The 15,291-nt window shown below is 31.3% G+C and carries 15 protein-coding genes; 9 read left to right on the forward strand and 6 right to left on the reverse strand.

The window, feature by feature from the left end; all coding sequences use genetic code 11:
* The first annotated feature begins 204 nt into the window (after positions 1-204).
* Positions 205-786, forward strand: coding sequence for a tRNA-(ms[2]io[6]A)-hydroxylase (locus KLA_RS04660; RefSeq protein ID WP_013622129.1), 582 nt, complete (start codon positions 205-207; stop codon positions 784-786).
* A 3-nt stretch (positions 787-789) separates the two neighbouring features.
* Here the strand turns inward: KLA_RS04660 and KLA_RS04665 are convergent, their stop codons facing one another.
* The 5 genes from KLA_RS04665 to KLA_RS04685 form a co-directional block, all read right to left on the reverse strand.
* Entirely contained in the window at positions 790-1,686 is an 897-nt protein-coding gene (locus KLA_RS04665) for a Ppx/GppA phosphatase family protein (RefSeq protein WP_013622128.1), read from the reverse strand.
* A gap of 10 nt (positions 1,687-1,696) precedes the next feature.
* The gene (ppk1, locus tag KLA_RS04670; RefSeq protein ID WP_013622127.1) at positions 1,697-3,772 is read right to left on the reverse strand and encodes a polyphosphate kinase 1; all 2,076 of its coding nucleotides are present in this window, start codon (positions 3,770-3,772) and stop codon (positions 1,697-1,699) included.
* A complete protein-coding gene (locus KLA_RS04675; RefSeq protein ID WP_013622126.1) occupies positions 3,765-4,250 on the reverse strand; it encodes a SixA phosphatase family protein in 486 nt (161 codons plus the stop codon). Before KLA_RS04675 ends, ppk1 begins: the two co-directional genes overlap by 8 nt.
* 95 nt (positions 4,251-4,345) lie before the next feature.
* Positions 4,346-5,521 carry a GlmU family protein gene (locus KLA_RS04680; protein ID WP_034644367.1) on the reverse strand — a complete coding sequence of 392 codons (1,176 nt, stop codon included), beginning with the start codon at positions 5,519-5,521 and terminating at the stop codon, positions 4,346-4,348.
* Between the two features lie 89 nt (positions 5,522-5,610).
* Positions 5,611-5,862: a type B 50S ribosomal protein L31 gene (locus KLA_RS04685; protein ID WP_013622124.1), complete on the reverse strand. Its 252-nt coding sequence runs from the start codon at positions 5,860-5,862 to the stop codon at positions 5,611-5,613.
* 171 nt (positions 5,863-6,033) lie between these two features.
* Here KLA_RS04685 and KLA_RS04690 point away from each other — a divergent pair, with 171 nt between their 5' ends.
* Genes KLA_RS04690 through KLA_RS04720 form a run of 7 tightly spaced genes read left to right on the forward strand, consistent with a single transcriptional unit; the run spans position 6,034 to position 12,701 of the window.
* Positions 6,034-6,552, forward strand: coding sequence for a DUF4199 domain-containing protein (locus tag KLA_RS04690; protein ID WP_013622123.1), 519 nt, complete (start codon positions 6,034-6,036; stop codon positions 6,550-6,552).
* A 37-nt stretch (positions 6,553-6,589) separates the two neighbouring features.
* A complete protein-coding gene (locus KLA_RS04695) occupies positions 6,590-7,540 on the forward strand; it encodes a glycosyltransferase family 2 protein (RefSeq protein ID WP_034644368.1) in 951 nt (316 codons plus the stop codon).
* 30 nt (positions 7,541-7,570) lie between these two features.
* Positions 7,571-9,280 (forward strand): phospho-sugar mutase, encoded by a 1,710-nt coding sequence (locus tag KLA_RS04700; RefSeq protein ID WP_034644369.1) that lies wholly within the window; start codon positions 7,571-7,573, stop codon positions 9,278-9,280.
* Positions 9,280-11,109 (forward strand): ABC transporter ATP-binding protein, encoded by a 1,830-nt coding sequence (locus tag KLA_RS04705; protein WP_034644370.1) that lies wholly within the window; start codon positions 9,280-9,282, stop codon positions 11,107-11,109. Before KLA_RS04700 ends, KLA_RS04705 begins: the two co-directional genes overlap by 1 nt.
* Positions 11,110-11,161: 52 nt before the next feature.
* Positions 11,162-11,701, forward strand: a complete 540-nt coding sequence (locus KLA_RS04710; RefSeq protein ID WP_034644372.1) for an RNA polymerase sigma factor — start codon at positions 11,162-11,164, stop codon at positions 11,699-11,701.
* A gap of 33 nt (positions 11,702-11,734) precedes the next feature.
* Positions 11,735-12,262 carry a hypothetical protein gene (locus KLA_RS04715; RefSeq protein ID WP_034644374.1) on the forward strand — a complete coding sequence of 176 codons (528 nt, stop codon included), beginning with the start codon at positions 11,735-11,737 and terminating at the stop codon, positions 12,260-12,262.
* Entirely contained in the window at positions 12,252-12,701 is a 450-nt protein-coding gene (locus KLA_RS04720) for a hypothetical protein (protein WP_051456041.1), read from the forward strand. The genes KLA_RS04715 and KLA_RS04720 overlap by 11 nt, the downstream gene beginning before the upstream one ends.
* 14 nt (positions 12,702-12,715) lie before the next feature.
* Here the strand turns inward: KLA_RS04720 and KLA_RS04725 are convergent, their stop codons facing one another.
* A complete protein-coding gene (locus KLA_RS04725; protein ID WP_034644376.1) occupies positions 12,716-13,744 on the reverse strand; it encodes a WD40/YVTN/BNR-like repeat-containing protein in 1,029 nt (342 codons plus the stop codon).
* Positions 13,745-14,025: 281 nt separating this feature from the next.
* Between KLA_RS04725 and KLA_RS04730 the strand changes: the two genes are divergently transcribed.
* Positions 14,026-15,237 (forward strand): RsmB/NOP family class I SAM-dependent RNA methyltransferase, encoded by a 1,212-nt coding sequence (locus KLA_RS04730; protein ID WP_034644377.1) that lies wholly within the window; start codon positions 14,026-14,028, stop codon positions 15,235-15,237.
* Positions 15,238-15,291 lie beyond the last annotated feature (54 nt).

A 15,291-nucleotide genomic window follows, 5' to 3' on the forward strand; every position in this document is an offset into this window, starting at 1 on the left:
TACATTTAAGCTTTAGTATAATTTTAACAAATACACCAACTCTTGTAACCTGTTACAATAACAAGTGTTTTTTAAAGTAAACATTATATTTAAAATAACTAATCAACCAAAACCTTTAAAAGGCATATTTTCTACCTTAGAAAATATGTCTTTTTTATTTACATACAAATCAATATTATTATTTTTGCAAACTAAACAAATGCTATGCTAGGCTTAAAACTTCCTACAGACCCAAGATGGGTGAATATTGTAGAAAAAAACATTGATGACATTTTAACGGACCATGCTTTTTGCGAACAAAAAGCTGCTGCAACAGCAATTTCATTAATTGTTAGTTTTCCAGAGTACACAGAGTTGGTACAAGAGATGGTTGCTTTAACTAGAGAAGAAATGGGGCATTTTAAAATGGTTCATGATAGAATTATTGCTCGTGGTAAAACATTAGGCAGAGACCGTAAAGACAAATATGTAGTAGATTTATTAAAGTTTTTTCCTAAAGGAGGTAGTAGAACCACACAATTAGTACACAGACTTTTATATGCTGCATTAATTGAAGCTCGTAGCTGTGAGCGTTTTAGGCTACTCTCTGAAGAATTAGCAGATAAAGAGCTTGCTGAGTTTTACCGAAAATTAATGGTAAGCGAAGCAGGACATTACACTATGTTTTTAAATTTTGCTAGACAATATGGAGACCGTGATGAAGTAGACCAAAAATGGCAAGATTTGCTTGAGTATGAAGCTACCCTAATGAAAAACTTAGGAGCAACTGGTAACGTACACGGATAAACATTAGATAGAGTCTTTGTTTTTCTGATACAAAGTTTTAATCATACCATCTGAAAGGCCTATTTTAGGCACATGTATTTTTTTAGCTCCAGACCACTTTGCTGATGATAAAAATACACGTGTGGCTGGTATAATTACATCTGCCCTATCTTGATTTAAACCCAATTCAGAAACCCTATCTTCATAAGACATACTCTCTAAAAAATGATACTGAGCATTAAGCCAAATATAAGATAAAGGTTCTCCTATTTTTCGGCCAGACATTTTATGTAGTTTATTTATATTACCACCAGAACCTATTATAGACACCTTAGATAAATCCTTAGTATACAATTTTATCCATTCTTCAAGTTGGCTCCATACTTTTGCTCCAACCATATCATTAAGTAACCTAACAGTACCTATTTTAAAAGATTTTGATGCTATTAATTTTCCTTCAGAAAAAACAGTAAACTCCGTACTACCACCACCAACATCTATATATAAATATGCTTGGTCATTATTAATAAGTTCTTTTAAATCTGTAGAAGCTATAATAGCAGCTTCTTTTTTGCCATCTATAACCTCTATATTAACACCAGCTTCTTCTCGTATTTTTTCAATAACCTCATACCCATTATTAGCTTCTCTAATTGCAGAAGTTGCACAAGCCATATAACTTTCTACTCCATTAACATTCATTAATAATTTAAAAGCCTTCATAGCATCTATCATACGCTCAACATTACGGTCAGATATTTCACCAACAGTAAATGAATCTTCACCTAAACGTATAGGAACCCTAACCAAAGAACTTTTCCTAAATTCGGTTTTCTTGTCTTTAGCTTCTATAATATTATGTATAAGCAGCCTTATGGCATTAGAGCCAATATCTATTGCTGCAAGCTTAAAAATCTTCAAAATAAAAAATCTATTTACTTAATTTATTCTTGTAATAATTATATAATTCAAACTGAGATCGTAACTCAGGCGCATCATTTTTACGGTATGCATTATCTTGCTTTTCTGAAAAAATACGAGCTTTTAAATTATCATTCCAAGAAATATCAAACGTATCTAGTAATTCTTTTTTTATGTCTTCATCATAAATAGGGCAACCAACCTCTACTCTAAAGTCAAGGTTACGTGTCATCCAATCTGCAGACGAAATATAAACTTTAGGATTACCATTATTACCAAATACAAATAACCTAGTATGCTCTAAAAACTTATCTACAACACTTATGGCTTCAATATTCTCACTCATTCCTTTTACTCCAGGAATTAAACAACAAACACCTCTAATAATTAGCTGTATTTTTACACCTGCATTACTAGCCTCATACAATTTGTCTACCATTTTATAAGACGTTAGGCTGTTCATCTTAAGTTTTATGTAGGCTTCTTTACCTGCTTTAGCGTTTTCAATCTCTTGATCTATTAACGCTTTAAAAGCATTTTTTGTATAATGAGGAGAAACTATTAAGTGTTTGTACTTATTAATTTTATAGGTAGTTTCAAAAAAATCAAAAACCTTGTTTAATTCTTTTAATATTGATGAATGCGCCGTAAAAAGTGTATAATCTGTATAAATTTTAGCCGTAGACTCATTAAAATTACCGGTACTTATAAAGCCATAGCGTTTTAACTTTTCATTCTCTTCTCTTTCTATTAAACATATTTTACTGTGTACTTTTAAGCCCGGTACACCAAAAATAAGTTTAACTCCTTCTGCCTGTAAAAGTTCTGCATATTGTATGTTTGCTTGCTCATCAAACCTGGCTTGCAACTCTATCTGGACCGTTACCTGCTTACCATTTTTAACAGCGTTAATTAATGAAGATACTACCTGAGAGTTACTAGCAAGCCTATAAACTGTTAATTTTATAGTTCTTACTTGCGGATCTAAAGCTGCTTCTCTTAAAAATTTAGTAATGTAAGAGAAAGTATGATAAGGAGTATACTGCAAATGATCTTTCTCTGCAATTTGCTCTAATATGCTGCCTTCAAAATTAAAATCCTTAACTAATAAAGGTGTTATTTTATCATACATAAGATCTTTACGTCCTAAACTAGGAAACTTCATATAATCCCTACGATTATGGTAAATACCACCAGGAATAATACTATCAGTTTCTTCAATCCCCATTTTCTCCATTAAAAAAGACAACGTATCTTTTGCTATCCTTTTATCGTAAACAAAACGCACAGGATCACTAATTTTACGATGCTCTACACTTGAAGATATTTTTTCAATAAAACTTTTACTTAAATCGTTATCTATATCTAGCTCTGCATCTCTAGTTATTTTAATCATATGTGCAGATATAGACTCATAAGTAAACATATTAAAAATATGACGTAAAGAATATCTAATTAAATCATCTAAAATAATGATGTAGTTTTTATCACCTTCTTTAGGTAGCACCACAAAGCGGTCTATATCTTTTGGTATTTCTATTAAAGCGTATTTATTTTCTGGCACCTCTTCTGCACCATCCAAACTGGTTAATACCATTTTAACGGCCAAATAAGCCGCAGTATCTTTTAATAAAGGAAATTCTCTTAAATCATTTAAAACAATAGTCATTAAACGCGGACTAACTTTTTCCATAAAGTAAGTCTTAATAAAAGCGGCCTGACTTTTACTAACTTCTTTTTCGTTAATGATAAATATGTTTTCTGATTCTAATTCTTTTTCAATATCACCAAGAATTTTTAAACTTTTAGTTTGCTGCTTAATTACAATTTTGGTAATTTCTTCTAATAAATCTTTTGCTTTTTCTCCTCCCAAAACACTTTTACCTGTTTTACCAGCATCTACAATACGCTTTACAGTTGCATAACGTACTTTAAAAAATTCATCTAAATTATTAGAGAATATACCTAAAAAACGTAATCTTTCTATTAAAGGCACTTTAGTATCTGCGCTTTCTTGCAGTACACGTGCATTAAAACTTAACCAACTAATTTCTCTATTTATGTATTGATTTTTTGACTTAATCATTCTTTAACTGTTTAGGAAATATTACATTCTGCGTACTACCTTTGGCAATAGCATTCCAATCTAAAATATTAAAACTTAACTCTACCAATCCAGACGTAGGCACATTATCTATTACTTTATCACCATACATATTTACAATGTGTGTTAAAGCGTGGTTGTGACCAAAAATTACAACGTTCTGCAATTTATTATCTAATGATTTTATAAACTTGATAACGTGCTCTCCAGAAAAATCATAAAGCTCGTCATAAATGCGTAGCTCGTTAGAAGGTATATTTAAAACTCTTAAAAAGATATTACATGTATGCAAAGCTCTATTAGCCGGACTAGAAAAGACAGCATCTATAACCGGCTCTTTTAGTGCGCTAGCAACCAAATAAGCATCATTAATACCACGTTCTAACAGAGGCCTATCTCTGTCTGAAACATCGTAATTCCAAGAGGATTTTCCGTGACGAATTAGGGTAAGTTTTTTCATTTAATTTTAATGCTACTATAGATTAAAAAATTAAATGGAAAAATACAAAAACTTATTAGATTTAACTTAAAGTATTAATGGTTCTTAATTATTTTTTAATCTTTTCTCCATTTTTTTGTTTCTTCAAAAACGTGAGTCAAGATAGCTTCATCTTCTGCAGTAAACTCAACATTACGCCTTGCCATCATAATTTTAGCAGTTTCAAAAGCTTTTTTAGTACCGTATGTTGTAAAACCAGATGCACCACCCCAACTAAAACTAGGAACAAAATTTCTAGGGAAACCAGGCACATAAATATTTACATTTACACCAACTACTGTACCTGTATTAAACATTGTATTTATAGCACTTTTACTGTGGTCACCCATCATTAAGCCACAAAACTGTAAGCCAGTTTGCTCAAAGCTTTCGCTATCATAATTCCAAAGTCTAACCTTAGCATAATTATTTTTTAAGTTAGAGTTGTTAGAATCTGCACCAATATTACACCATTCTCCCAAAACAGAGTTTCCTAAATACCCCTCATGACCTTTACTAGAGTAGCCAAAAATAACAGAGTTACTAACCTCACCACAAACTTTACCGTAAGGCCCAATAGTTGTTGCTCCGTATATTTTAGCTCCCATTTTTATTACTGCATTGTTGCACAATGCCAACGGACCACGTACCATAGCGCCTTCCCAAATTTCAGCATCTTTACCTACGTAAATAGGTCCTTTTGTTGCATTTAGCATACAATACTCCACTTTTGCACCTTCTTCAATAAAAATATTATCGGGGTTTATAAGTGTATTAGTTTTAGATATTGCAGCACTTTTTCTGCCAGCAGTTACCAAATCAAAATCTGCTTGTAAAGCAGCTTCATTTTTAGAAAAGATATCCCAAGTTTTTTCAACAGTTAGTACGTCTTCCTCAAAAAAGATTTCTTCATAAGAATTAAAATCTACTTCTTCCTGCGCTTCTTTTGCAAAAAAAGCAACAATATTATCTTTATGATATATGACTTGGTTTTCTTTTAAGTTTTCTATTAAAGCAACCAAACTAGGGTTAGGCAAGTATGAAGAATTAATCATTACATTTTCCTCTAACTCTACCATTGGAAACTTATCACTTAAATAGTCTTCTGTTATTGTACTTGTAGTGCTCCCTAAAAACTTTTCCCATTTTTCTCTAATAGTAAGTATTCCTATTCTAATTTCTGCAACAGGTCTAGTATAAGTAAAAGGCAACAAAGCTGTTCTTGCAGCACCATCAAATAAAATATAATTCATAAGACTAAAGTATTTTGTATTAAACTAAAAAAGTCACGTTTCAAAACTAATTGAAAAGTGACTTTTTAAATATTATTGTAAAGAAATTATTACTTTGAAAATTTCTTGTATTTGTTCTTAAATTTATCAATACGCCCAGCAGTATCTACTAATTTAGCTTTACCTGTGTAAAATGGGTGTGATGTTCTAGAGATTTCTAATTTTACTAATGGGTATTCAACACCATCAACCTCTAATGTTTCTTTTGTATTTGCTGTAGATTTAGTTAAAAATACTTCATCGTTAGACATATCTTTAAACGCTACTAATCTATAATTCTCTGGGTGTATACCTTTTCTCATTTTTTAAAACTTTAATTCTTCTAAATAAATTTAGCGGTGCAAAAATACGCTTTTTTATGAAAACCACAATATTAAAGTAAAAAAAATAATAAAAAAATAACTCGTTTTTTTCTGTAACAAAATTAATAAAATGAATACTTATAATATAACAACCAAAAAACAAAAATTAAAATGGAAGAGAATACACCAAAAACAGGGAAATATGCTTTAAAATATGGTTTAATGCTAGGCGGTATTAGTATTGCCTTTGTACTAATGTTATTTTCACTAGATATGCATTACCAAGGAGGCGCAATGGTATTTTTAATTAGTGTTCTATTGTCTTTAGCTTTTATCATAATAGGTATGGTACAATTTAAAAAAGATAACGGAGGATTCATATCTGTAGGTCAAGCTTTAAAAGTAGGTGTAGGTATTAGCTTAATAGGTGGCATAATAGGCGTAATATTTAACCAAATACTTGCAGGTGTAATAGACCCTGATTTTATGGCTAAAGCAACTGAATATCAAAAAGGAATGCTTTTAGAATCTGGTTTATCTATGGAACAAATAGAAGCTAATATAGAAATGTCTAAACCTTTTCAAACCCCTGTAATGCAGATCTTATTTGGTCTTCTTTATAGTATAGTTGCAGGGTTTCTACTTTCATTAATTCCTGCATTCTTAATAAAAAAGCAAGAAACAATTTAGGAATTTGTACTTTTGAATATATTTTCAAGAGTACCTTATGAATTTATCTATTGTTATTCCTCTTTTAAACGAGGAAGAATCTTTAAAAGAACTACATGATTGGATTGTATCCGTAATGCAATCCAATCATTTTTTATATGAAATACTTTTTATAGACGATGGTAGTACAGACAATTCTTGGAAGATTATTTCAGAACTTTCTGCTGCAAACACTAATGTAAAAGGCATACGTTTTTTAAAAAACTTTGGTAAATCACAAGCATTACATGCAGGTTTTAAAGCTGTAAAAGGTGATGTTATAATTACTATGGATGCTGATTTACAAGACAATCCAGAAGAAATTCCTGAACTTCACAACCTTATTGTTAAAGATGGTTTTGATCTTATCTCTGGTTGGAAAAAAAAGCGTTACGACTCTGTAATTGCTAAAAACTTACCCTCTAAATTATTTAACTGGGCAGCACAAAAAACATCTGGTGTTAAACTGCACGATTTTAATTGTGGATTAAAAGCCTATAAAAAAGAGGTAGTTAAAAACATAGAAGTTTCTGGAGAAATGCATCGTTATATTCCTGTACTTGCTAAAAATGCAGGTTTTACTAAAATTGATGAAAAAGTTGTGCAACACCAAGCACGTAAATACGGAAGTACTAAATTTGGTATGGAACGTTTTATAAATGGTTTTTTAGATTTAATTACTATTTGGTTTTTATCTAAATTTGGAAAAAGACCAATGCACTTGTTTGGTGCTTTAGGCGCTCTAATGTTTATTATTGGGTTTGGATTTGCACTTTATTTAGGTATAGATAAACTTTTTCTTAATAGATTTGGCAGATTAATTACAGAACGACCACAATTTTACATTGCCTTAACCGCTATGGTTATGGGTAGTCAGTTATTTTTAGCCGGCTTTATAGGAGAAATAATTGTACGATCTAAAAAAAATGAAACAAGATATTCTATTTCTGAAAAATTAAATATCAACTAAAATATATTTTACCACTTAAAACCATTAAAAATGAGTTCTATTTTAGACACAGCAAAAACTTGGCTAACGGCTACTTTTGATTCAGATACTAAAACAAAAGTAGAGCATTTAATAAATAACAACACAGAAGAATTAAACGATAGTTTTTATAAAAACCTAGAGTTTGGTACTGGTGGTATGCGAGGCGTAATGGGAGTTGGTACTAACCGTATTAACAAATACACATTAGGGAAAAACACACAAGGTATAAGCAACTATTTAAAAAAAGTATACCCTAATGAAGATTTAAAAGTTGTTATAGCTTACGATTGTAGACACAATAGTGATACACTTGCCAAAACCGTTGCAGAGGTATTTTCTGCAAATGATATAAAAGTCTATTTATTTTCTGAATTAAGAACCACTCCTGCTTTATCTTTTGCTGTTAAGCATTTAAACTGCCACGTTGGTATTGTGCTAACAGCTTCTCATAATCCGCCAGAATATAACGGTTACAAAGTATACTGGACAGATGGCGGACAAATTGTACCACCACAAGACAAAGAAATTATTGCAGAAATAAATAAGTTAGATTTTAGTGAAATTAACTTTAATGCTAATGAAACTAAAATTGAGTTAATTGACACAGAAGTAGATGAAGCTTTTTTAAGTGCATCTGTAAAAAATGGTAGTTTTAATGCAAAAGATAAGGACAACTTTAAAATTGTTTTCACTTCTTTACACGGTACGTCTATAACTGCTGTGCCAGAAGTTTTAAAGCGTGCTGGTTATACTAATGTTACAGTTATTGAAGAGCAAGCTAAACCAGATGGTGATTTTCCTACGGTTGTTTCTCCTAACCCAGAAGAACCAGAAGCATTGTCTATAGCCATAAAAAAAGCAGAAGATATTGGAGCTGATATGGTTATTGGTACAGATCCAGATTGTGACAGACTAGGTATTGCTGTTCGTAATTTAGAAGGTAAACTAGAACTGCTAAACGGAAACCAAACTATGGTTTTAATGACTAAATTTCTTTTAGAACAACGCAAACAAAAAGGGTTTACTGGAGATGAGTTTATTGGTTCTACTATTGTTTCTACACCAATGATGAACAAGTTGGCAGATTTATATAAAGTAGAATGCAAAACTGCTTTAACAGGCTTTAAATGGATAGCTAAAATGATAAAAGACGCACCTAACCAATATTTTGTTGGTGGTGGCGAAGAAAGCTTTGGTTTTATGGTGGGCGATTTTGTACGAGATAAAGACGCGGTTACCTCTACCCTATTGGCTTGTGAAATTGGCGCAAACGCAAAAGCAAATGGTAGCTCTTTTTATCAAGATTTAATAGCTACTTATGTTGACTGTGGTTTCTACAAAGAAAAGTTAGTCTCTTTAACCAAAAAAGGCGCTTCTGGTGCTGAAGAGATTAAACAAATGATGGTAGATTTTAAAGACAATCCTGTTACTACTATAGATGGTTCTAAAGTAGAATGGATAGAAGACTACAACACATCTACAGCAAAAAATGTAATTACAGGAGAAGAAAAAGAAATTAACATTCCTAAATCTAATGTACTAATATACATTGCAGAAGATGGAACAAAAATGGCTGCAAGACCAAGTGGTACAGAGCCTAAAATAAAATTCTATTTTAGTGTAAATACCAATTTAGAAAAAGCGGAAGACTTTTCTGTTGCAAACAAACAGTTAGAAGAAAAAATAAACAGAATTCTAAAAGAACTGAATTTAAATTAATGAAATATTTTCAAAAAATACTAGTATATGCAAAGCCTTATAAAACGTACGCAATACTAAACATAATTTCTAATATCTTTTACGCTTTATTTAGCACGCTAGCAATGGTATCTTTATTTCCTATGCTATCTGTATTATTTGGGCAAACAGAATCTATTACTGTTGCTCCAGAGTGGACAAGTATCACAGAAATTAAAGATTACACAATAAATTATTTAAACTATTACATTACGCAAAATGTTGGCAGCGGTAACCAAGGAGACGCTTTAATGTTAATGGTTGGTTTGGTTATAGGTATGTTTTTCTTAAAAAACTTATTTGGCTATTTAGCTATGTATTTTATCGCTTTTTTAAGAAACGGTGTTTTAAAAGATTTAAGAAATGCTTTATATAACAAAACTGTAGAACTACCAATATCTTATTATTCTGAAAAAAGAAAAGGAGATACTATTGCACGTATAACTTCTGATGTTTTAGAGATTCAACACTCTTTTTTATCTGTTTTAGAATTAGCAGTTAGAGAGCCACTTACTATTATTTTTACCATTGCAATGATGGTTGCCTTTAGCGCCCAACTAACAATTTTTGTATTTATTTTTCTCCCTATTTCTGGTTTTATTATTTCATTAATTGGTAAATCGTTAAAAAAGAAATCTGATAAAGTACAGAAAGAACAAGGTACATTTTTATCAATTTTAGAAGAAACCTTAGGGGGCTTACGCGTAATAAAAGCATTTAATGCAGAACAAACTTTTGCAGGTACGTTTCAAAAATCAACCAACAGATTTTTTAAATTCTCTAATAGCCTATTAAACAGACAAAACTTAGCTTCACCCGCTAGTGAGTTTTTAGGCATTGGTGTAATTGGCATTTTACTTTGGTATGGCGGACAAATGGTTTTGGTTGAAAAAAGTATAGAACCAGAACTTTTTATTACCTATATGGGACTTGCGTACCAAATACTTACTCCTGCAAAAGCTATAAGTAAAGCATCATACGGTGTTAAAAAAGGTAATGCTGCGGCAGAGCGTGTATTAGAGATTTTAGAGACTAAAAATCCTATTGCTGAAAAAGAAAACGCAATTGCTAAGGAAGCGTTTAATAAAAACATAACCCTAAAAAATATATCTTTTAAGTACGAGGATGATTACGTGCTTAAAAACTTTAACTTAACAGTTAACAAAGGAAAAACCGTAGCACTTGTTGGTCAGTCTGGTAGCGGTAAAAGTACCATTGCAAACCTAGTTACACGTTTTTATGATGTTAACGAAGGCGAAATTGCTATAGATGATGACAACATAAAAGACCTTACTAAAAAGTCACTTAGAGATTTAATGGGCTTAGTTACACAAGATTCTATTTTGTTTAATGACACCATTAAAAATAATATTGCATTAGGTAAAACAAATGCAACTGAAGAAGAAATTATTGAAGCTGCAAAAATTGCAAACGCACACGACTTTATAATGGAACAGCCAAATGGTTATGACACTAACATTGGTGATAGCGGAAATAAACTAAGTGGCGGACAAAAACAACGTTTATCTATTGCACGTGCAGTACTTAAAAATCCTCCAATAATGATTTTAGATGAGGCTACCTCTGCTTTAGACACAGAGAGCGAGCGTTTGGTACAAGACGCATTAGAAAAAATGATGCAAAACAGAACCTCTATTGTAATTGCTCACAGGTTGTCTACCATACAAAGTGCAGACACAATTGTGGTGTTACAAAAAGGAGAAATTGTAGAGCAAGGCACACATACACAGCTAATAAACAACAACAACGTCTACAAAAAATTAGTAGATATGCAATCATTTGACGTTTAGCATTAAACCTTTTTGTATAAATTAAGTCAAATACACAAATAGTACACTATTGATGACCGAAGAAACTTTAGTACATCAACTAAAAGAAAAAAACTCTCAAGCAAAAGCTTTTGAGATTCTTGTTGATACCTATAAAGAAAGGTTATATTGGCACATACGTAAAATTGTACTTAACCATGATGATGCAGATGATGTGCTACAAAATACATTTATAAAAGTGTATAGAAATATTGATAAGTTCAAAGGCGAAAGCAAACTGTTTTCTTGGATATACCGTATTGCTACTAATGAATCCTTATCTTTTTTAAAAACAAAATCTAAAATGCTTGGTGTTACAAGCCACGAATTACAAGATTTACTATTAGAGAACTTGCAATCTGATGTTTATTTTGAAGGTGACGAAATACAATTAAAACTACAAAAAGCAATTAGCACATTACCAGAAAAGCAAAAATTAGTATTTAATATGAAATATTTTGACGAATTAAAATACGAAGAAATATCAGAGATACTAGGCACTTCTGTTGGTGGTTTAAAGGCATCTTACCATCAAGCAGCAAAAAAAATTGAAAATTATTTAAAAAGTAATTAAACCATTTAGAGTATTGACAGTCAAAGAATAAGTATGAAAAGCCTACCAAAAAATAGCGGATTTAAAATGCCAGAGTCTTATTTAGATAATTTCTCTGCAAAACTGAACAATACTATTGCTCAGGAACAAAGCGCTATTCCTAAAAAAGAAGGCTTTACAGTACCAGATAATTATTTTGACAGTATACACCAAAATATACAAACCAAACTAAACCAAAAAACAGAACCTAAGGTTATAAAACTAAGTTCTTTTAAAAAGAGATTATACGCAACATCTAGCATTGCTGCGGTAGTAGCTATTTTAATTGCTGCAGTAGTTTTTAACAACAGTTCTACCCCTATATCTTTTCAAGACATAGCTGCCTCAGATATTGAAAGCTATTTTGATGAAAATGATATTGATTTCCCTACCTACGACCTAGCACAAATAATATCAATAGATGATATTAATGTGTCTGACGTTACAGAAAGTGAAATTAACGAAGATGAAATTATGAACTATTTGGAGTCTAACAATGGTATAGACATACAAGGTATTTATTTAGATGAAGATGAAAAATAAAATCCAAACATTAATAACTATTCTAGTTTTCTTTATAGGAACTACGTTTTTCTATGGACAAAGAAACGACTGGGAAAAAATTAAATCTTTAAAGGTTGCTTTTTTTACAGAGCAATTAGAACTATCTAGCAATGAAGCTAAAAGTTTTTGGCCTATTTATGATGAGTTTGAAAAAGAACTTCATAAACTATATGATGACAGGCGAGACTTAAAAAGAAAATATGACTACAACAATTTATCTGAAGAAGACTCTAAACATTTACTAGAAACTTACATAGAGTTTGAAAAAGAAAAAGTAGACATTACCAAAACATACTATGCTAAAATAAGCAAAGTATTAAACTATAGAAAAACATACAAACTTGCTCGTTTAGAAGAAGACTTTAAACGCAGACTAATACGTGAATACAGGGACAAACATAAAAAAGGAAAGCAATAAGCTTTCCTTTTTTATTATTTAAAAATTAATTTAGATATGCGGTCTTTACCTGCTGCATAAGCAAGGGTATCATTTACAAACCTAATGGTGTAAAAACCTTCTTTAGACAACTCTTTCCACGTCTGTCCTTTATCTCTAGAATATGCAATACCTGTAAAACCTACAGCTACTAGTTCATTACCATTTCGCTCTGGTACAAATTGCACACAACTTTTATAATCTGGTTCTTTGCCATCTGCAACTAAACTCCAGGTTACACCACCATCTGTGGTTACTGCTTTATTTTTAATGTTTTGTTCTGGCTTTGTAAAATCTCCTCCAATAGCAAAACCTAAATTTTCGTTATAAAAATCTAAAGAAAAAATTCCGTGTGTTTCTCCCAAACCTGTCATTGGTACACTAAATACATCCCAAGTAGTTCCTTTATCTGCAGAGTAAAAAACACGACCTTTAGTGGTAGCTATCCAAGTTTTATCTCCTACAATTTTAATGTTGGTATTACTTGCTGCAAAAGCACCTTCACCAGCAATACCTTCAGGTAAATTATTACACGCAATCTTATTCCAACTATTACCACCATCTCTAGTAACAATAACAGATAAGCAACCATCTACACTATCGCCAACCGCAATACCTTCTTTAGAGTTCCAAAAGTTAATTGCATCATAAAAAACGCCATCACCTTTTTCGGTATAAACCAATTCCATTTTTCCGTTTTCACCTGTTTTATATAATAAAGCTGGGTTAGTTACAGATAACATAAAAAAATCTGCTCCAGTTGTACCAACAGCTCTAAACTCAGGTAAAATAGTATCGTATTTTTGCACATTGGTTATTACCTTATTTGTTTTTAAATCTACAGAGCCAAAAACACCATTGTTACCCGCAAAACCTACACTACCATCTAAAACCTCAATAGCTCTAATACTTACATTTTTAGTATAAACGTCTTTTACTACAACAGAGGTAAAAGGTTTAACCTCATTTTTTTGTTCACAAGCAAAAAGGGCTAAAGCACAAATTGCTACTACTAATTTCTTCATTTTCTTCTAATTTTGTGTATTCTACAAATACTTTACATTATAAGTATTTACTATTTAAATACGTAGATACAGCCTAAAATAGCTATTTACACATATATATTTCATCAAAAATAAGTGTATTCCTTTCTAAAACAATACCTTTGCAGCCATATTTTTTTTAAACTAATTGTTAGTGTTTTATCTTTTTAAAAATTACACAACATAAATTTAAAACTTATATAAATTCTAGTTTAAAGTTTTACATAAAAACTCCTAGAAAATAAAAACAATAAAAAGTAAAAATGAAGTTACACAGAAACTTAGTATTTGCGGTAATAGACGCACTTAACCTTATTTTTAATGAAGATGAATATGCAGATAAGGTTGTAGAAAAAGTTTTAAAATTTGATAAACGTTGGGGATCTAGAGATCGTGGTTTTATTGCAGAAACCACGTATGAAATTGTACGCTGGAAAAGATTATATACAGAAATTGCCGAAGTAAAAGCTCCATATAGCAGACCTAACCTGTTTAGAATTTGGGCTGTTTGGGCTGTTTTAAAAGGCATAGAATTGCCAGACTGGAAACAAATTGAACCAACACCTACAAGAAGAATTAAAGGAAGATTTGATGAATTGTCTAAAATTAGAAAATTTAAAGAATCTATACCAGATTGGATTGATGAAGTTGGAGAAAAAGCTTTAGGTGATAAAAAATGGACAAAAGAAATTAACGCTTTAAATAAACAAGCCGAAGTAGTTTTAAGAGTAAATACTTTAAAAACAACAAAGGCCAACTTACAAAAAGCTTTATTAGAAGAAAATATAGTTGCCAATCCTATAAAAGGATATCCAGATACTTTAACACTTACAGAAAGAGCTAATGTTTTTAGAACAGAAGCGTTTAAAAAAGGAATGTTTGAGATGCAAGATGCGTCTTCACAATTAGTTGGTCACTTTTTAGATGTTAAACCTGGGCAGCGTGTAGTAGATACTTGTGCTGGTGCAGGAGGAAAAGCATTGCACATTGCTGCTTTAATGGAAAACAAAGGGCAATTAATTGCTTTAGATATTTATGGCAATAAATTAAAAGAATTAAAAAGACGTGCAAAAAGAGATGGCGCACACAATATTGAAACTAGAGAAATAGACTCTACCAAAGTAATAAAAAAACTGTACAACAGTGCAGACCGAGTTTTAATTGATGCTCCTTGTACTGGTCTTGGTGTACTAAAACGTAATCCGGATGCTAAATGGAAATTACAACCAGAGTTTTTAGATAAGATTACAAAAACACAACAAGAAATTTTACAAAGCTATAGTAGAATAGTAAAATCTGGAGGAAAACTGGTATATGCCACTTGTTCTATTTTACCACAAGAAAACAACGACCAAGTTATAGCATTTTTAGCCTCAGAAGCAGGTAAAGATTTTACCCTTGTTAAAGAAAATAAAGTTTATGCATCTGACTCTGGTTATGATGGTTTTTATATGGCTTTATTAGAAAAAAAATAATACGCCTAACAATACAACATAAAAAAAGTCGGCTCTAACCAGCCGACTTTTTCG

The sequence above is a fragment of the Cellulophaga geojensis KL-A genome, from assembly GCF_000568425.1.
Lineage (GTDB): Bacteria > Bacteroidota > Bacteroidia > Flavobacteriales > Flavobacteriaceae > Cellulophaga > Cellulophaga lytica.